This window comes from Pseudomonas sp. GW823-FHT02F05, assembly GCF_058797315.1.
Map to the genome: position 1 here is coordinate 85,711 of NZ_JBXAJM010000015.1, position 17,978 is coordinate 103,688.

Below are 17,978 nucleotides of genomic sequence, written 5' to 3' on the forward strand. Positions count from 1 at the left end.
GACTTTCCATGCGTATCCTCGTGGTCAACGTCAACACCACCGAATCCATCACCGACACCATTGCCCAGCAAGCACGGGCCGTGGCTTCACCGGGCACCGAGATTGTCGGGCTCACCCCGTACTTCGGCGCAGAATCGGTGGAAGGCAACTTTGAAAGTTATCTGGCAGCCATCGCCGTGATGGATCGGGTAATGGCCTACGACCAGCCCTTTGATGCGGTGATCCAGGCCGGTTATGGCGAGCATGGCCGTGAAGGGTTGCAGGAATTGCTCAACGTGCCGGTGGTGGATATCACCGAAGCGGCGGCCAGCACCGCGATGTTTCTGGGGCACGCCTACTCGGTGGTGACCACCCTGGACCGCACGGTGCCGCTGATTGAAGACCGGCTGAAACTCGCCGGCCTCTACCAGCGTTGCGCTTCGGTGCGCGCCAGCGGCATGGCGGTGCTGGAGCTGGAAGAAGACCCGCTGGGCGCCATGGAAGCCATCGTGCACCAGGCGGAACTGGCCATTCGCGACGACAAGGCCGAAGTGATCTGCCTGGGCTGCGGCGGCATGGCCGGGCTGGACGAGCAGATTCGCCAGCGCACCGGGGTGCCGGTGGTGGACGGGGTAACGGCGGCGGTGATGGTGGCCGAGTCGTTGGTGCGGTTGGGGTTGTCGACATCGAAGGTCAGAACTTATGCGACACCGCGGCCGAAGAAGGTCATCGGCTGGCCGGGCAAGTTCGGGCGGTAGACCGATGCGCCTGCATCGCGGGCAAGCCCGGCTCCCACATTGGATTGCGATCACTGTGGGAGCCGGGCTTGCCCGCGATGGCCACGACTCGATGCAGGCCCTGCTCAGATAGCACTGAACCGTTGAGCCAGTTTCTGCTCGGCGAACTGCTCAATAATGAAATCCACAAACGCCCGCGTCTTGCCCGGCAGCAATTTATGCTCGGCGTAGTAGATGGAAATATTGCCGTCGTCCACATACCAATCGGGTAACACTCGCACCAACGCACCGCTGTCCAGGAACGGCACCGCCATCGGCATGCTCACCAGCGCGATGCCAAGGCCCTGGGCACTGGCGCAGCAAGCGGCTTCGGAGTCGCTCATGGTCATCGCCGGTTTCAGCACTAAAGGGCTTTGCTCGCGCTCACGATGGGTCAGTTGCCATGAACGCACCCGGCCTGTCTGCGGCGAGCGGATCAAGATGCCAAGGCAGTGGGACAGGTCGTCGGGCGCCCGTACCGGCAAGCACCGCGCCAGGTAATCCGGCGACGCCACCAGCACCCGGTGCGCCGGGGTCAACTTGCGCGCCACCACGCCTTGGGGCAGCTCAAACCCGCCGCCAATGGCCGCATCGAAGCCTTGCCCGATCAGGTCGACCTGGCGGTTATCGAAATGCCAGTCCGGGCTGATATCCGGATAGCGCCGCATAAATTCGCCCAGCAACGGCACCACGTACCGGTTACCGAACACTGGCCCCATGCTGACCTTGAGCGTGCCCACCGGCCGCCCTTCGGCACTGGCCAGGTTGGCGACCGCATTCTGAATGGTGGTGAGGCTGCCGCTGACTTCCGCCAGGAACATCTTGCCGGCTTCGGTCAGCGCCAGACGCCGAGTGCTGCGCTGGAACAGCCGCACACCGAGGCGCGCCTCCAACTTGGCAACGCTTTTACCCACCGCAGCCGGGGTCAGGCTCAGGTGCCGAGCAGCCTCGGCAAAGCTGCCACCCTCGGCGCTGCGCACAAAGCATTCGATACTGCCAAAGCTTTCCATATCGCCAAACTCTAAACTTTTGGTTTACACAGACTATAGCAACCACGGGCTACCGAGCAGCGCGGGTGAGGTCGATACTCGCTCCATCAACTACCTCGGAGATCGACATGACCACACACAACCTCACCGGCAAAGTCGCCTTGATTCAAGGCGGTTCCCGCGGCATCGGCGCCGCCATCGTCAAGCGCCTCGCCGACCAGGGGGCAGCGGTTGCCTTTACCTACGTCAGCTCGGCCGCCAAGGCTGAAACACTGCAGAACGAGGTGATCAGCGCAGGGGGTCAGGCTCTGGCGATTCACGCCGACAGCGCCGATGCCACGGCGATTCGCGCTGCGGTCAACGCCACGGTCGAGGCGTTTGGACGCCTGGATATCCTGGTGAATAACGCCGGCGTGCTGGCCATCGCGCCGCTGGACGAATTCAAGCTGGAAGACTTCGACCAGACCTTGGCGATCAACGTACGCAGCGTGTTTATCGCCACCCAGGAAGCCGCCAAGCATATGGGCGAAGGTGGCCGCGTGATCAATATCGGCAGCACCAACGCCGAACGCATGCCCTTTGGCGGTGGCGGGCCCTACGCCATGAGCAAGGCGGCGCTGGTGGGGTTGACCAAGGGATTGGCGCGGGACCTGGGGCCACGGGGCATTACCATCAACAACGTGCAGCCTGGGCCGGTGGACACCGATATGAACCCGGCGAACAGTGATTTTGCCGAAAGTCTGATCGGGTTGATGGCGGTAGGTCGGTATGGGCATGTGGAGGAGATTGCCAGTTTTGTGGCCTATCTGGCCGGGCCGGAAGCCGGCTATATCACGGGCGCCAGCCTGACCATCGATGGTGGTTTCAGCGCCTGATTTTTGCAGAACCGCAACCCAAATGTGGGAGTGGGCTTGCTCGCGAAGGCGGTGTGTCAGTGCAGCATCTGTCACTGCACTACCGCTTTCGCAGGCAAGCCAGCTCCCACATTTTTGACCGCGCGGGGTCAGGCCATGGGGGGCAAGCCGTAGGCGGCCAAATCAAAGTCGGCGAGCTTGCGAATAATCTGGTCAGCATGCTGGTACTTGCTGTCAGCCATCGCCTCATCGGGCACCGCAATAGCGGTCATGTGCGCAGCCTTCGCGGCCGTCACGCCGAACGGCGAATCTTCGAACACCAGACAATCCTCAGGCGCTACACCCAACCGGCGCGCTGCGGTAAGGAAGATATCCGGCGCGGGCTTGGCAGCACCGACTTCCGGGTCGTCAGCGGTGACGATGGTGTCGAACAGGCCAAACCATTCACGGTGCAGGGTGGTCTTGTGGCCAAACGAATTACGCGATGAACTGGTGCCCACCGCAATCGGAATATTGTGCGCCTTCAAGTGCCGCACCAACGCCTCGGCACCGGGCATGCCCAAGGCCTTGGGAAAGCGCTCGCTCATCAGCGGTTCGCGTATTTCCAGAAACTCGGCGGGCGTGATCGGCAGGTCCAGGGCCTTGACCACGTAATCGGCCAAATCCTGGGCACCCCGCCCGATGATGTGCTGCTTGATGCCCCAGTCGTAGGTACGGCCATAGCGTTCGGCAATGATCTGCGTGACTTCGGTGTAGATGCCTTCGGTATCCAGCAACAACCCGTCCATATCGAAAATCACGGCCTTGATCGGGACAGCGTTACGCGGTGCATTCATCACAACACAACCTTGGGGCGAGGACTAAAAGGATTCAGCACAATAACGGCCCTCGTTGCCTGCAAGCAACCTTCGTGGGCCTTCCGTTGATTCATACCACGCAACAGTTTTACCCGTCGGCGCTGACGGCGGCCGTCTAGGGTTTGAAAGGAAAACGTCATGACCCGTTGACGCGGATCTGAAAATACCGATTGCAAACCTTATAAAAGACTTATTAACCTCCCATGAATTCAATCCAATGGACGCGAAAAGCCGTCAAACAATTGCTTCGGTTGCATTCGTATCATCAGCAACAGGTACGCGATGCCTTGTCCGCTCTTGAACACATGCCCGATGCAATCAACGTCAAGGCACTGGTTAACCATCCTCACAGCTATCGCTTGCGGGTTGGTCATTACCGGGTCCTTTTCGACTGGGACGGCAGCACCCAGGTCGTCAGTATCCAAGAGGGTAAAAAACGTGACGAGCGAACCTACTGCCGTACAGATCATCCACAATACGCAGGGCGAGCCAGCCTATGTGGTGATTCCCTATGAACACTATGTGGCGCAGCAAAACGATCCAAACCTGATACCCCATGCGGTAGTCAGCCGCCTGGTGGATGGCGCAACACCTATTCGCGCGTGGCGCGAGCATCTGAGCCTGACCCAGGAAGAAGTCGCCAAACGCCTGGGTATTTCACAATCGGCATTTGCCCAGCAGGAAGCGGTCAGCAAACCCCGCCGCACCACGCGAGAAAAGATAGCCAAAGCGTTCGGTATCAATGCCAGTCAACTGGAGCTATAACGGCGCGCTGCAAAAATTCACGTACCCCTTCACCTCACATCGAGCTCAAACATGCTCTACCGCCTAGCCGCCGACGGCCTCGTGCTGTTCCACCTGGCCTTTATCCTGTTCGTGCTGTTCGGCGGCCTGCTCACCCTGAAGTGGCCCAGGGTAATGTGGCTGCACCTGCCCGCCGTTGCCTGGGGCATCGCGGTGGAGGTGCTGCACCTGCCCTGCCCACTCACCCGTTGGGAAAACCTGTTTCGCCACTTGGCCGGGCAGGATGGTTATGGCGGTGGGTTTATCGAGCATTACATTCTGACGATGATCTACCCAGCCGGGCTGACTGCGAATACTCAATTAGTGCTGGGGGCCGTGGTGGTGGTGGTCAACCTCGCCGTGTATGCACGCCTGATCAAACGCAAGTAGGCAGGCAACCCAGGCCAACCAGGGTGGCCTCCACCGCCTGTTCCAGCGGTGTGTGGGGCTCATGGCCGAGCGTCGCGAGCAGGCGCTGGTTATCCAGGCGCAACGGTGTTTGCCACAGGTAGCGCATCTCCTGCATCTCACGCACGGTGACAACAAAAGGCGCCGCCCAGTTCAACAACCACCAGGGAAACGCGCCGACCCTGGGTTGCTGGCCCGTCCTGCGCAGCACCACACGCTGGATCGTCTTAGCCATCTGCGCACCGTCCGCATCCATGTACCCAGCCATATGAAAGCAGGCGAAGGCGCCAAGACTGGCACGACGCTCAATCAACTCAAGCATTGTACGCGCTACGTCCGGCAGATAAGCCCATTGATGGGCCACGCCGTAATCGCCTGGGTAGCGGATGGTGTGCACCGGTTTGCCGGGTTTGACCAAGCCTTGGGCAAACCAGTTATTGGCCACCCTGGCGCCGAAAAAATCCCCAGCGCGCACAATCACCACCCGGGCGCCCTGAGTGGAAGCGGCTCGCAAGCGCTGCTCCATCTGCACACGGATCGCGCCCTTGCGAGTCAGCGGGTGCTGGGGTGAGTCTTCGTGCAGCACAGGGAATGCATCCGGCCCGAAGTTGTAGACCGTGCCGGGCAGCACGACTGTCGCGCCTTCGCAGATGGCCGCCGCAATGGAGTTGTCGATCATCGGCAACACCCACTCGGCCCATTTGCGATAACCCGGCGGATTGACGCCGTGCACGATTACCGCGCAGCCCCGGGCGGCCGCGATCACGTCGTCGCGATTCAGGGCATCGCCTTTTAGCCACGTAAAAACAGGATTTTGGCTGCGAGCCTTGATCAGATCCCGAGTCAACGCCCGCACCTCCCAGCCCGCCGCGCTCAACTGCCGCGCCACTTCGCCACCAATGCCACCGGTTGCACCCAAAACCAGAACCTTGCTCATCACCCTCTCCCACTGTTGGTTGATGAGGGTATGTTGGATGCGGAACAGCTATAGAGGAATTGCCCAAGAGTATCGAGCCGCTATACATTTATGTATGGCTACGAATATCGGTTGGGAGCTTTACCGGTCATTTCTCGGTGTACTCAAGGAAGGATCGCTGTCGGGGGCCGCACGGCAGCTCGGCATCACCCAACCCACGGTAGGGCGGCACATCGCCGCGCTGGAAACGGCGCTGGGCGTCGTGTTGTTCACCCGCTCGCCCTCAGGCTTATTACCCACTACGGTCGCCCACACACTGCGGGCGCATGCAGAAACCATGGCGCGTACCGCCGCCGCCCTTGAACGCGCCGCCTCGTCCCAAGGCGATGAGGTGCGCGGCGTGGTACGAGTATCGGCCAGTGAAGTGGTGGGTGTGGAGGTACTGCCGCCGATCATCACGCAATTGCGCCGGGAACACCCGCACCTGAAGGTGGAACTGGTGCTGACCAACCGCTTGAGCGACCTGCTGCAGCTGGAAGCCGACATTGCGGTGCGCATGGTGCGCCCCAGCCAGGAGCAGCTGCTGGCGCGGCGTATCGGCCTGATCGAAGTCGGCCTGCATGCCCGTGACGATTACCTGCAGCAACACGGCATCCCCCAACACATGCACGACCTGGCCGGCCACTCCGTCATCGGCTTTGATCAAGCCACTGCATTTATCCGCAGCCTGGCAATCAAGGGTTTTGAGCGCAACGCCTTCGCCATCAGTAGCGACAGCGACCTGGCGCAACTGGCAATGATCCGCGCCGGTGCCGGCATCGGTGGGTGCCAGGTACAACTGGCCCAGCGCGACCCACGTCTGCGCCGAGTGCTGCCTGACGGCTTCGCGTTTAAAATGGACACTTGGGTCAGCATGCACGAAGACCTGCGCAACAGCCCACGCTGCCGGGTGACATTCGATGCACTGGTGGCAGGTTTGCAGCGTTACGTACAGGCTTGAGACAGCTGCGCTGGTGAACAATCAGCGCACCTCAATCCGTTCGCGGTCGCCCCATGTCCGAAGCCTTCGAAGTTCCCAGCCCCCACGAAAAACACCTTGAACACACCACCGAGCATGCTCACGGCCGCGGCGATAGCTTTGCCAGTCGTATCGCCGTGATGACCGCGATCATGGCGACCGTCGGTGCCATGCTCAGCTATCAGGCCGGCTCCAGCGAAAGTGAAGCTGCGATGGACAAGAACAACGCCGCCATCATCAAGACCGAAGCCGCTAACCAGTGGAACTACTACCAGGCCAAATCCAGCCGCCAGAACCTGGCAGAACTGGCCAGCCATATTCCCGGCGTGGATGCGGCGCATTACCAGGCGGAGATCGAGCGCTACAAGCGCCAGAAGGAAGAAGTGCGTAAACAGGCCGAAACGCTTGAGGCCACTTCACGGGACTGGGACCACAAATCCGAGGAAGCGCTGCACCAGCACCATCGCTGGGCCCAGGCGATGACGGCGATTCAGATCGCGATTTCATTGGCGGCGATTACCCTGCTCACGCGCAAGGAATGGCTCAAACGCATGTCGTACACCGCCGGCGGGGTGGCGGTGATGTTGGGTGGCCTGGCGTGGCTGCATCTCTGACACGCCGAAGAATAAATGTGGGCGCTGTCGAGCCCCAACCAGGCTGCAATGGGATCACCGCGCAGTACCCGCCAGACTGCGACCCAGCCTCGCTGATTGATTTCAATCTGCCAACTGAGCGCTTAGAGTGTCGCCCCCCCGAGAATTGAATCTCGAGATTGAACCTATGGAGTTATGAGTGAAATACGTCAGTAAAGTCGTTGCAGCAGCCGTACTTGGTTTCACCCTGGCAGGTTGCACCGGCACCGCCATGAAAACCCAGCAATACGACGCCAGCCAATACACCGTCCTCGGCCACAGCGAAGCCAGCGCCACCGGCATCATGCTGCTGGGCGTCATCCCCATCGGCCAGAACAACCGCTTCGTACGCGCCCAGGATGCAGCCATCAAGGCCAAGGGCGGCGACGCGTTGATCAACACACAAGTGCAGGAAAAGTGGTTCTGGGCTTGGGTATTGAACGGTTACACCACCAAAATCTCCGGTGATGTGATCAAGCTGAAAACCGCGCAATAAAGTACGAAATTGCCAGGGCGCTGACCCCGGCAAGCGACGTATCATGGGCCTGACTTTCGAGGATGGCCCATGAACCTCAGCATCATTTACGCCCTCGCGGCCGCCGCCCTGTTCGGCGCCAGCACCCCGCTCGCCAAAAGTCTTGGCCTGGGCCTCTCGCCCATCCTGCTCGCCGGCCTGCTCTACCTCGGCAGCGGCATTGGCCTTGCCGGTGTGCGCTTGATCCGTGATCGCGGCTGGAAACCTACCGGGCTAACCCCATCGGAATGGCCCTGGCTACTTGGCGCCATCGCCTTCGGCGGCCTCCTCGGCCCCGTTGCACTGATGTTCGGCCTGACCCGCACCACCAGCGCCAGCGCCTCCCTGATGCTCAACCTTGAATCGGTACTGACCGCCGTGATCGCCTGGGTCGTGTTCCGCGAAAACGCCGACCGACGCATCGTCCTCGGCATGCTCGCCATTGTGCTGGGCGGCGTGGTGTTGTCAGGGTCCGGTGCCGACGGCAGCCGCCAAGACTGGACCGGACCGCTTGCCGTTGCGCTGGCGTGTTTGTGCTGGGGGATCGATAACAACCTCACGCGCAAAGTGTCCGCGTCTGACGCATTGTTTATCGCAGGAGCCAAAGGCTTGATTGCGGGGCTGGTCAATTGCAGCCTGGCACTTTACCTCGGGGCGCAGATTCCCGGCATGGCGCAACTGGCGCCGATTCTACTGGTAGGTTTCCTCGGCTATGGCATCAGCCTGGTGATGTTCGTGCTGGCCCTCCGCGGACTGGGCAGCGCGCGCACCGGCGCTTACTTCTCCACGGCACCCTTTCTCGGTGCTGCAGTGGCGTTGCTGGTATTTGGCGAGTCGGTGACCGCGGCCTTCTGGATTGCCTCGGCACTGATGGCAGTAGGCGTGTGGCTGCACCTGACGGAGCGGCATGCCCATGAGCATCTGCATGAGGCAACGGAACATGGGCATTGGCATGTGCATGATGAGCATCATCAACATGAGCATGGGTTCGAGTGGGACTCGAAGGTGCCTCATAGCCACGTGCATGCACATGGAGTGATGAGGCATAGCCACGCGCACTTTCCGGATGTGCATCATCGGCATAGGCATTGAGGGCGGGCTTAGGCAGAGGGTGTGACGTCATGGGGCCGCAGACTGAAAGGCCAGACAACTGAGCTGATAAAAGTTGTACCTTTCAAACCCCAGAAATCACAAAACCCCTGGTTTCTTTCGAAACCAGGGGTTCTGTTTACATCGAATTTGGCGGTGAAGGAGAGATTCGAACTCTCGATACAATTTCTTGTATACACACTTTCCAGGCGTGCTCCTTAAGCCACTCGGACACTTCACCGTATCTCGTCAAACCAGTTCAGTCTGTCGAGGCGCGCTAATGTAGTCGAAAGCCTTTCTGATGGCAAAGGTTTTTTTCAGAATTTTCATGCGGTTAGACCGTTATGCCATTCACCGTCCGGCAAGGGGTGGTGATTGTGCCATTCTCAGGCATCGGCGGCACGCGTCTGGAGCGCTTGCTGCGCCCTGCTCCGGGGCGTCTACCCTTGGGGATGCAGGAAAAGCCTGACTGGGTAGTCAGTCACGGCGCTTTACCCGCGCGGGCGTGGTGAGTAACGTCTGCGCATCTATCTCTATAACAAGCCCTACAAGGAACCGCGTCATGAGTGAGTTGATTGCCTACCACTTCGAAGACGGTATCGCGACCCTGACCCTGAGCAACGGCAAGGTGAATGCCATTTCTCCGGCGGTGATCAGTGAGTTTAATGCGGCGCTGGATCAGGCCGAGAAGGATCGGGCAGTGGTGATCATCACGGGCACGCCGGGGATTTTGTCGGGTGGTTATGATTTGAAGGTGATGACCGCTGGCCCTAAAGAGGCAATCAGCCTGGTGACCTCGGGTTCGACCCTGGCGCGGCGGATGTTGGCGCATCCGTTCCCGGTGATCGTGGCCTGCCCTGGCCATGCGGTGGCCAAAGGCGCGTTCCTGTTGTTGTCGGCCGATTATCGGATTGGCGTCGAAGGCCCGTTCAGCATTGGTCTGAATGAAGTGGCGATTGGCATGACCATGCACCATGCCGGTATCGAGTTGGCGCGGGATCGCCTGCGTAAGTCGGCGTTTCAGCGTTCGGTGATCAATGCCGAGATGTTTGATCCGCAAGGCGCCTTGCACGCCGGTTTCCTCGACAAGGTGGTGGCACCCGAAGAACTGCACGCTGCAGCACTGGAAGCAGCGCGGCAGTTGAAGAAGATCAATATGAACGCCCACAAGCACACCAAGTTGAAAGTACGCCGCGCGCTGCTCGAAGCCCTGGACGATGCAATCATCCAGGATCAGGGCCATAGCCTGAGCTAAGTCCTACCCCTGCTGCGCCAGAGCCCGACCTTGAGTCGGGCTTTTTCTTACCTATAAATGTGAAACGTCCGTAGCCGCTCTAGCTAGCCGTTATCGGCCCATGTGGAAACATGCGCTTAAACATCGGCTATCTCCTACGTCTGTAGGGGCAATTGCCGAATACAGTGCACATCCGTACACTGCGCCACCTTTTGTCCCGATGGGCCGTGTCGATGCTTTTTCTGTTGCGTATGTTGTTGATGAGCCTGCATTTTATGATCGCTGGCGTGCTGGGTGTGTTGGTCGGTGTGTGCCGGCCGTTCAACCCGGACAACAGCCGTCTCTGCGCTCGCCTCTATGCGTTGCCGGCCATGCGGATCTTGGGCTTGAACGTGAAGACCGACGTCGACTCGCTGCGCGACAAGCCCGGTACCTGCGTGGTGATCGCCAACCATCAGTCCAATTACGATTTGTTTGTGTTCGGCAATGTAGTGCCCCACCGCACGGTCTGCATCGCCAAGAAAAGCCTGAAATGGGTACCACTGTTCGGCCAGTTGTTCTGGCTGGCGGGCAATGTGCTGATCGACCGCGGCAATGCGCACAAGGCCCGGCGTGCGATGCTGACGACCACGCATACCTTGCAGCATGAGGACACGTCAATCTGGGTGTTCCCGGAAGGTACGCGCAACCTGGGCAAAGGGTTGTTGCCGTTCAAGAAAGGCGCGTTCCATATGGCGATTGCGGCCGGTGTGCCTATCGTGCAGGTGTGTGTCAGCAATTACGTGACGCAGATGAAGCTCAATCGTTGGGACAGCGGCAGTGTGCTGATACGCTCGTTGCCGCCGATTCCTACCTGTGGGTTGACGGTGGATGACATCCCTCAGTTGCTGCTGACGTGTCAGACGCAGATGGATGAATGCATTGCACAGATGGACCGCGAACTGCAACGCGCGTAGGCGCACGCTTAGGGTGACGCGGAGCGTCACGGGCGGCATTCCCACGCAGAGCGTGGGAACGATCAGTGATATCAGCCAGCAACAACGGAACGCCATTCAGGCTAAGCTGCCCAACATCTGTCCTCTTGATAAGAAGTGATCAGCACCATGGGTAGAGTTGTTGCGGCTGCCGTCTACAGCGCCGGTAAGAAAGTCTCGGATATCACTCTCGATGAAGGCGCGGCCCGGGCCGCCAAACCTGGGCACTTTGTGTGGATCGGCCTGGAAGAACCCAGCGCCCAGGAACTGAACAACCTGCAACGCCAGTTCAACCTGCACGAGCTGGCGATTGAAGACGCCATGGAAAAACACAGCCGCCCGAAGCTGGAAACTTTCGGCGACGCGCTGTTTATCGTCACCTACTCACCGGTGCGCGAGAACGGCAAGCTGGAGTTTATCGAAACCCATATCTTTGCCGGCAACGGCTACATCATCACCGCACGCAACGGCCACTCGGCGTCCTACGGTTTTGTGCGCCAGCGTTGTGAGGCGCGACCGTTGTTACTGGAGCATGGGGAAGATTTCGTACTCTATGCGTTGCTGGATTTTGTCACTGAAAACTACCAGCCGGTGAGCGAGGCGATCCATGCCGAGATCGATGAGCTGGAGCGCAACGTGCTGTGCAGTTCGCTAAACGAGCGCGATATCCAGCACCTCCACGGCCTGCGCCGCGATGTGTTGCGGCTCAAGCGGCATGTGGCGCCGATGGTCGAAATCAGCCAAGAGTTGCAGAAGCTCAGCTTTCCGTTTATCGACAAGAACATGCGCCCGTATTTCCGTGACGTGCAAATCCACGTGACGCGGCAAATGGAAGACCTCACCACCCTGCGCGACATTGCCAGCCAGACCATCGAGATCGGTGTGTTGCTGGAGGCTTCGCGCCAGAGCGTGGTGCAGCGCAAGTTCGCCGCGTGGGCGGCGATCCTGGCGTTCCCCACGGCGGTGGCGGGGATTTACGGGATGAACTTCCAGAACATGCCCGAGCTGCAATGGCACTACGGCTATTTTGCGGTGCTCGGTTTTATTACCTTGGGCTGTACCGGTTTATGGGCCAGCTTCAAGCGTTCGGGCTGGCTTTAAGCCTTGGCTTCAGGCTGGTGCGCCACAAAGCGCATCATCCACTCCGCCACGGTCACGCCGTGGTGGTCGCGCTCCAGGCTGGCCACGCCGTTGCTGTAGACCTTTTCACCCAAGGTTGTCTGAAGTATTTCCAGCAACTCACGGGAATAGTCGTGAACAAACTCCGGATGGCCCTGGAAGCACAGCACTTGGTCGCCAATGTGATACGCGGCAAACGGGCAGAATTCGCTGGAGGCGATCACGGTGGCGTTTTCCGGCAAGGTGGTGACTTGGTCCTGGTGGCTGATCAATAGCGTCAGCTCCGGCACCTCGGGGCTCATCCATGGCGTCTTGGCATCCAGTTTGTAGGCGTGGGTGCCCATGCCCCAGCCCTGGCTGGCACGTTCGGCCTTGCCGCCCAGCAGCAGCGCGAGCAACTGATGGCCGAAGCACACGCCCAGCAGCTTGTCGCCGCGCTCATAACGCGTGAGCAGGTAGGTCTTGAGCGTCTGGATCCAGGGGTCGGTACCGAAGGAATCGGCCTTGCTGCCGGTGATCAGGTACGCGTCAAACACTTCGTCATCCGGCGGGTACTCGCCTTGCACCACGTTGTAGACCACAAACTCGGCGGCTATCGGTTGCTTGGCGAACAGGCGCTTGAACATCTGCCCATAGCCTTGGTACTCATCGATCAAAGCGGGACGCAGAATATCGGTTTCCAGGATGCAGACGCGTAGCGACATAAAAAATACCTGACACGGCGATGGGAATATTGCACACCCAGAGCCTGCCTTGAAATACACCCCCAAAGCAAGCCCTCAATGGGCACCCACACTCACTGTAGGAGCGAGCTTGCTCGCGAAGAACGTCAACGATAACGCAGGTATCCTGGATAAAAGCGATGCCTGTGCGTTTTTCGCGAGCAAGCTCGCTCCTACAGTGAAACGTCTAAAACAGCGCACCTTTTGCGGCTTTTTCCAACAACAACGTCGGCGGCGAGAAGCGCTCCCCGTACTCCTCGGCGAGGTAGCGGGCGCGGGCGATGAAGTCGTTCAGCCCGTACTGGTTGATAAACTGCAACGCGCCGCCACTCCAAGCGGCAAAACCGATGCCGAAGATTGAACCGACGTTGGCATCCGCCGTGGACATCAACACGCCCTCCTCCACACAGCGCACGGTTTCGATGGCTTGGATAAACAGCAAGCGGTCACGCACATCCTGGGGGGAGATTTGCTTGCCGGGCTGTTCGAACCGGTTTTTCAGCTCAGGCCACAGGTGCTTCTGGCCGCCAGCGGGATAGTCGTAAAAACCACCGCCGGCCGCCTTGCCCGTGCGCTTGTATTCGTTCACCAACAGATCAATCACCGCCGTCGCCGGATGGTTCGGCATAGCCTTGCCTTCGGCCTGCAGGTCCTTGGCCGTTTGCTGTCGGATATGGCTCATCAGGCTGAGGGACACTTCATCGGACACCGCCAGCGGCCCCACTGGCATGCCGGCCTTGCGCGCTTCGGTCTCGATCATCGGCGCCGCCACGCCTTCGCCGAGCATGGCGATGCCTTCGTTGGTAAAGGTGCCGAATACCCGCGAGGTAAAGAAACCGCGACTGTCGTTGACCACAATCGGGGTTTTCTTGATTTGGAGTACGAAGTCAAAACCTCGGGCCAGGGTTTCGTCGCTGGTGCGCGCCCCCTTGATGATTTCCACCAAGGGCATCTTGTCCACGGGGCTGAAGAAGTGCAGGCCGATGAACCTGGCTTGATCAGGCACCGCCGTGGCCAGGCCGCTGATGGGCAAGGTGGAGGTGTTGGAGGCGATCACCGCGTCGGCCCCCACCACGCTTTGCGCTGCGGCCGAGACCTTGGCCTTGAGTGCGCGGTCTTCGAATACGGCCTCGATGATCAGGTCGCAGCCGGCCAGGTCGGCGTCATCCTGAGTAGGATGAATGCGCGCCAGGGTGGTTTCGCGCTGTTCGGCGGTCAATTGCCCACGGCTGACTTTCTTGTCCAGCAATGCGGCCGAATGGGCTTTGCCTTTTTCAGCGGCGGCCAGGGTGATGTCTTTGAGCACCACCTCGATCCCCGCACAGGCACTGACATAGGCGATGCCCGCGCCCATCATCCCGGCGCCGAGCACGCCGACTTTGCGCGTTACATAAGGCGCAAAACCCTGCGGTCGCGAGCTGCCGGCGTTGATTTGGTTGAGCTGGAACCAGAAGGTGCCGATCATGTTCTTCGCCACTTGCCCGGTCACCAGTTCGGTGAAGTAACGGGTTTCGATCAGGTGCGCGGTGTCGAAGTCCACTTGGGCGCCCTCGACCGCTGCACACAGGATTTTCTCCGGCGCGGGGAAGCAGCCCTGGGTCTTGCTACGCAAAATCGACGGCGCAATGGCGAGCATCTGTGCGACTTTAGGGTGGGATGGCGTGCCGCCGGGAATCGCGTAGCCCTTGGTGTCCCAGGGTTGCCTGGCCTGCGGATTAGCCAGAATCCAGGCACGGGCCTGGGCCAGCAATGCCTCGCGATCCGCCGCCAACTCATCAATCAAACCCGCTTGCAGGGCCTGTGCGGGCCGCACCTTTTTGCCTTCGAGCAAATACGGCAAGGCTTTTTCCAGGCCAAGCATGCGCACCATGCGCACCACGCCACCGCCCCCGGGCAACAGGCCAAGGGTGACTTCCGGCAAACCCAGTTGCACGGACTTGTCGTCCAGCGCGACCCGGTGATGGCAGGCCAGGCAAATCTCCCAACCACCTCCCAGGGCCGCGCCATTGATCGCGGCGACCACCGGTTTGCCGAGGGTTTCCAGGCGGCGCAATTGCGCTTTCAATACCAAGACACTGTCGTAGAACGACTTGGCGTGGGCTTTATCGACCTTGATCAGCTCATTGAGGTCACCCCCGGCAAAAAAGGTTTTCTTGGCCGAGGTGATCACCACCCCGGCGATCTCGTCCTTTTCCGCTTCCAGGCGCGCGAGGGTGGCCGCCATGGCTTCACGGTAGGCGGCGTTCATGGTGTTGGCGCTCTGGCCGGGCATGTCCAGGGTCAGTACCACGATCTGGTCCTGGCCTTTTTCGTAACGAATGGCATCGGTCATGACAAATTCCTTAGGCTCAGAGGCGTTCGATAATGGTGGCGATCCCCATGCCACCGCCGACACACAAGGTGGCCAGGCCGTAGCGTTGCTGGCGCACCTCGAGCTCGTCGAGCAAGGTGCCGAGAATCGCGCAGCCGGTGGCGCCCAAGGGATGGCCCATGGCGATGGAGCCGCCGTTGACATTGACCCGTGCGGTGTCGATGCCCATGTCCTTGATGAACTTGAGCACGACCGAAGCAAAGGCTTCGTTGACTTCGAACAGGTCGATGTCTTCAACCCGCAGGCCGGCTTTGGCCAGTGCTTTGCGAGTGGCCGGCGCGGGGCCGGTGAGCATGATGGTCGGGTCGGTGCTGGTCACCGCCGTGGCGACAATACGCGCCCGCGGTTGCAGGCCCAGTTCACGGCCTTTGGCCTCGGAACCGATCAGCATCAGCGCGGCGCCATCCACAATGCCGGAACTGTTGCCCGGCGTGTGCACATGGTGGATGCGCTCCACGTGGCTATAGACCCGCAACGCGGTGGCGTCGAAGCCCATCTGGCCCATCATTTCGAAGCTCGGCTTGAGCTTGCCCAAGCCCTCGAGGGTTGAGTCGCCGCGGATAAATTCGTCATGGTCCAGCAGCACAATGCCGTTCTGGTCGTGCACCGCGATCAGCGACTTATTGAAGGAACGGTCTGCCCGCGCCCTGGCGGCTTTCTGCTGGGACTGTAGGGCAAAGGTGTCGACATCCTGGCGTGTGAAGCCTTCCAGGGTGGCGATCAGGTCGGCGCCAATGCCTTGGGGCGTGAAGTGGCTGTGCATATTGGTTTGCGGGTCGAGCACCCAGGCGCCGCCATCGCTGCCCATGGGCACGCGGGACATGGACTCGACGCCGCCAACAACCACCAGGTCTTCGAAGCCGGAACGCACCTTCATCGCCCCCAGGTTCACCGCCTCCAGGCCCGACGCGCAGAAGCGATTGACCTGTACACCGGCAACACTGACATCCCAGTCGGCCACCAGCGCGGCGGTCTTGGCGATATCGGCGCCCTGGTCGCCCACGGGGGTGACGCAGCCAAGGACGATGTCATCCACTTGGCGGGTGTCGAGGTCGCTGCGCTGCGCCAGCGCCGTGAGCAAGCCGGCCACCAGGTTTACAGGCTTGACGCTGTGCAGGGCACCGTCGGCCTTGCCTTTACCCCGGGGCGTGCGTATCGCATCAAAGATCAAAGCTTGGGTCATGACATCCTCGAACCGCTATGGGTGTGTGCCCCTACCTTAGGCCCGATTGACACGGTTTCAATGACGGATGCGCTCATTGCTTTTGACCCCCTCGCTCGGACGAACGGTAGGTACCTACGGGAAATGCCTGATTAATCGTTTTAGCCGTCTAGCCCTAGGGCTGGCGCCAAGATGGCAATAAGCCTCATGCCGTTTTTAGCGCAAATACTTCTTAGCTGATATGAAATGAGTCTAAGCCAGAAAGAACGGGCGCTCTAAGGTTGAATCTGTAAGACGCTGCTGCCGGGTTTTGCTGGAGCAGCTGTAAGAAAAGTGCAACGTCACCTCGCGATACTGACTTCAACGGCACGCATTTGACGCTCAGGAATAACAACAAAAGAAAAGGCAGTCAGCCATGTTCAAACAATCGAAAGTACGTCAGGCGGGACTTATCCTGTTCGCCACCACCTTGATTCTGATCTTGCCCAATTTAACCAAGGTTATTGGGTGACACTTCCAGCTTCCGTGCACACATCGCACCAGGCCTGCAGCTTTTGGCAGCACCTGCCAGGACATTGCGCTTAGCGCTCCTGTTGCAGGGGCTGTCTTTTTACCTGCCGTTTTCCGTTATCGTGTGCGCCCTCACTCTCTCGCAACGGGCCTGTGCCTTGAAACCGATCCTCGCCCTTTTTGCCCTGCTGCTGAGCCTGCCTGCGGCGGCGGCACAGTTGACCATCGAGTTGGACCACACCCACAAAACCTGGGAGACCGCCGAGCTGCTCAAGCATCCCGACGCTCAGACGGTGCAGATCGTTGATGATGTGTCCTACAAGCGCAACATGACCTATCGTGCGGTGCCCCTCGCGGTGCTCTTGCCGGGCCTTAAATCTGCGAACCACCTGCAAGCCGTTGCCCTTGATGGTTTTGCCGCCGAACTTGCCGCCGCGCCGTTGCTGGAAAAAAACGGCGCCCGCGCCTGGCTGGCCGTGGAAGACCCGGCCCATCCATGGCCACCACTGGCACAGGGCAAGCCCAGCGCCGGACCGTTCTATCTGGTCTGGACCAACCCTCAAGCCGGACGTATCAGCCCGGAACAGTGGCCGTTCCAGGTCTCCAGGTTCAAACAGTTGCAGACGGTTGGCGAGCGTTTCCCGGCGTTATTGCCCGACCCTAAGCTGGCGGCGAACGACCCGATCAACCAGGGCTTTGCGTTGTTCCAGAAGAACTGCCTGGCGTGCCATCGCCTCAATGGCGGCGGTGATGCCCAGATGGGGCCGGACTTGAATGTGCCCTACAACCCCACCGAGTATTTCAGCGGCGATTTTCTCAAGCGTTACATCCGCGACCCGCAAAGCCTGAGGCATTGGCCACAGGCGAAGATGCCGGCGTTTACAGCCATTGTATTGCCAGACAATGAGTTGGACTTGCTGGTGGGGTATCTGCGGCATATGGCGGGCCGCAAGTTGTAATTGGATGGACTCGCCCAAGCCGAGGCGTCTATGCGCCACGGTGGCATTCTCGATCGTTCCCCCGCTCTGCGTGGGAACGCCTCTTGTGATGCTCTGCGTCACGCCATGGGAC

19 protein-coding genes, 1 tRNA gene and 1 pseudogene are annotated in these 17,978 nt (G+C 60.1%); 14 read left to right on the top strand and 7 right to left on the bottom strand.

What is annotated here, in order from left to right:
• The first annotated feature begins 8 nt into the window (after positions 1-8).
• Positions 9-737, top strand: a complete 729-nt coding sequence (locus tag AC1RAC_RS18585; protein ID WP_034126767.1) for an aspartate/glutamate racemase family protein — start codon at positions 9-11, stop codon at positions 735-737.
• 104 nt (positions 738-841) lie between these two features.
• On the opposite strand, the gene AC1RAC_RS18590 is transcribed toward AC1RAC_RS18585, so the two are convergent.
• Positions 842-1,765 carry a LysR family transcriptional regulator gene (locus AC1RAC_RS18590; RefSeq protein WP_492616882.1) on the bottom strand — a complete coding sequence of 308 codons (924 nt, stop codon included), beginning with the start codon at positions 1,763-1,765 and terminating at the stop codon, positions 842-844.
• A gap of 107 nt (positions 1,766-1,872) precedes the next feature.
• Here AC1RAC_RS18590 and AC1RAC_RS18595 point away from each other — a divergent pair, with 107 nt between their 5' ends.
• On the top strand, positions 1,873-2,619 hold the full coding sequence (locus AC1RAC_RS18595) for a 3-oxoacyl-ACP reductase family protein (protein ID WP_057976282.1): 747 nt from the start codon (positions 1,873-1,875) through the stop codon (positions 2,617-2,619).
• Between the two features lie 128 nt (positions 2,620-2,747).
• On the opposite strand, the gene AC1RAC_RS18600 is transcribed toward AC1RAC_RS18595, so the two are convergent.
• On the bottom strand, positions 2,748-3,434 hold the full coding sequence (locus tag AC1RAC_RS18600) for an HAD-IA family hydrolase (RefSeq protein ID WP_054897203.1): 687 nt from the start codon (positions 3,432-3,434) through the stop codon (positions 2,748-2,750).
• Between the two features lie 224 nt (positions 3,435-3,658).
• Between AC1RAC_RS18600 and AC1RAC_RS18605 the strand changes: the two are divergent.
• The 3 genes and pseudogenes from AC1RAC_RS18605 to AC1RAC_RS18615 form a co-directional block, all read left to right on the top strand.
• A pseudogene (locus AC1RAC_RS18605) lies at positions 3,659-3,910 on the top strand (type II toxin-antitoxin system RelE family toxin); the annotation flags it as partial.
• Positions 3,894-4,220, top strand: a complete 327-nt coding sequence (locus AC1RAC_RS18610) for a helix-turn-helix domain-containing protein (protein ID WP_014719512.1) — start codon at positions 3,894-3,896, stop codon at positions 4,218-4,220. The pseudogene AC1RAC_RS18605 and the gene AC1RAC_RS18610, both read left to right, overlap by 17 nt.
• Before the next feature lie 51 nt (positions 4,221-4,271).
• Positions 4,272-4,628: a DUF2784 domain-containing protein gene (locus AC1RAC_RS18615; RefSeq protein WP_014719513.1), complete on the top strand. Its 357-nt coding sequence runs from the start codon at positions 4,272-4,274 to the stop codon at positions 4,626-4,628.
• Here the strand turns inward: AC1RAC_RS18615 and AC1RAC_RS18620 are convergent.
• Positions 4,615-5,583 (bottom strand): NAD-dependent epimerase/dehydratase family protein, encoded by a 969-nt coding sequence (locus tag AC1RAC_RS18620; RefSeq protein ID WP_181124867.1) that lies wholly within the window; start codon positions 5,581-5,583, stop codon positions 4,615-4,617. The two genes, AC1RAC_RS18615 and AC1RAC_RS18620, sit on opposite strands and share 14 nt — an antisense overlap.
• Before the next feature lie 94 nt (positions 5,584-5,677).
• Here AC1RAC_RS18620 and AC1RAC_RS18625 point away from each other — a divergent pair, with 94 nt between their 5' ends.
• The 4 genes from AC1RAC_RS18625 (at position 5,678) to AC1RAC_RS18640 (ending at position 8,818) form a co-directional block, all read left to right on the top strand.
• Positions 5,678-6,562, top strand: a complete 885-nt coding sequence (locus tag AC1RAC_RS18625; RefSeq protein WP_014719515.1) for a LysR family transcriptional regulator — start codon at positions 5,678-5,680, stop codon at positions 6,560-6,562.
• A gap of 53 nt (positions 6,563-6,615) precedes the next feature.
• Positions 6,616-7,194 (top strand): DUF4337 domain-containing protein, encoded by a 579-nt coding sequence (locus AC1RAC_RS18630; RefSeq protein ID WP_003193347.1) that lies wholly within the window; start codon positions 6,616-6,618, stop codon positions 7,192-7,194.
• Between the two features lie 178 nt (positions 7,195-7,372).
• A complete protein-coding gene (locus AC1RAC_RS18635; RefSeq protein ID WP_003193349.1) occupies positions 7,373-7,708 on the top strand; it encodes a hypothetical protein in 336 nt (111 codons plus the stop codon).
• Between the two features lie 69 nt (positions 7,709-7,777).
• Positions 7,778-8,818, top strand: coding sequence for a DMT family transporter (locus AC1RAC_RS18640; protein ID WP_492616883.1), 1,041 nt, complete (start codon positions 7,778-7,780; stop codon positions 8,816-8,818).
• A gap of 148 nt (positions 8,819-8,966) precedes the next feature.
• On the opposite strand, the gene AC1RAC_RS18645 is transcribed toward AC1RAC_RS18640, so the two are convergent.
• Positions 8,967-9,056: transfer RNA gene (locus AC1RAC_RS18645), tRNA-Ser, on the bottom strand.
• Between the two features lie 103 nt (positions 9,057-9,159).
• Between AC1RAC_RS18645 and AC1RAC_RS18650 the strand changes: the two genes are divergently transcribed.
• The 4 genes from AC1RAC_RS18650 (at position 9,160) to AC1RAC_RS18665 (ending at position 12,124) form a co-directional block, all read left to right on the top strand.
• Positions 9,160-9,327 (top strand): hypothetical protein, encoded by a 168-nt coding sequence (locus AC1RAC_RS18650; RefSeq protein ID WP_155290843.1) that lies wholly within the window; start codon positions 9,160-9,162, stop codon positions 9,325-9,327.
• Positions 9,328-9,377: 50 nt separating this feature from the next.
• Complete coding sequence (locus AC1RAC_RS18655; protein ID WP_034126762.1) at positions 9,378-10,070, top strand: crotonase/enoyl-CoA hydratase family protein; 693 nt, start codon at positions 9,378-9,380, stop codon at positions 10,068-10,070.
• 212 nt (positions 10,071-10,282) lie between these two features.
• The gene (locus AC1RAC_RS18660; protein WP_096143565.1) at positions 10,283-11,005 is read left to right on the top strand and encodes a 1-acylglycerol-3-phosphate O-acyltransferase; all 723 of its coding nucleotides are present in this window, start codon (positions 10,283-10,285) and stop codon (positions 11,003-11,005) included.
• A 147-nt stretch (positions 11,006-11,152) separates the two neighbouring features.
• Positions 11,153-12,124, top strand: coding sequence for a magnesium and cobalt transport protein CorA (locus AC1RAC_RS18665; RefSeq protein WP_492616884.1), 972 nt, complete (start codon positions 11,153-11,155; stop codon positions 12,122-12,124).
• Here the strand turns inward: AC1RAC_RS18665 and AC1RAC_RS18670 are convergent.
• The 3 genes from AC1RAC_RS18670 to AC1RAC_RS18680 form a co-directional block, all read right to left on the bottom strand.
• On the bottom strand, positions 12,121-12,846 hold the full coding sequence (locus tag AC1RAC_RS18670; RefSeq protein ID WP_014719523.1) for an amidotransferase: 726 nt from the start codon (positions 12,844-12,846) through the stop codon (positions 12,121-12,123). The genes AC1RAC_RS18665 and AC1RAC_RS18670 overlap by 4 nt on opposite strands.
• A gap of 205 nt (positions 12,847-13,051) precedes the next feature.
• Positions 13,052-15,196 (bottom strand): 3-hydroxyacyl-CoA dehydrogenase NAD-binding domain-containing protein, encoded by a 2,145-nt coding sequence (locus AC1RAC_RS18675; RefSeq protein WP_054897209.1) that lies wholly within the window; start codon positions 15,194-15,196, stop codon positions 13,052-13,054.
• Between the two features lie 16 nt (positions 15,197-15,212).
• Positions 15,213-16,418 carry an acetyl-CoA C-acetyltransferase gene (locus AC1RAC_RS18680; protein ID WP_054897210.1) on the bottom strand — a complete coding sequence of 402 codons (1,206 nt, stop codon included), beginning with the start codon at positions 16,416-16,418 and terminating at the stop codon, positions 15,213-15,215.
• A gap of 647 nt (positions 16,419-17,065) precedes the next feature.
• Here AC1RAC_RS18680 and AC1RAC_RS18685 point away from each other — a divergent pair.
• Entirely contained in the window at positions 17,066-17,866 is an 801-nt protein-coding gene (locus tag AC1RAC_RS18685) for a c-type cytochrome (protein ID WP_127881152.1), read from the top strand.
• Positions 17,867-17,978: the final 112 nt, after the last annotated feature.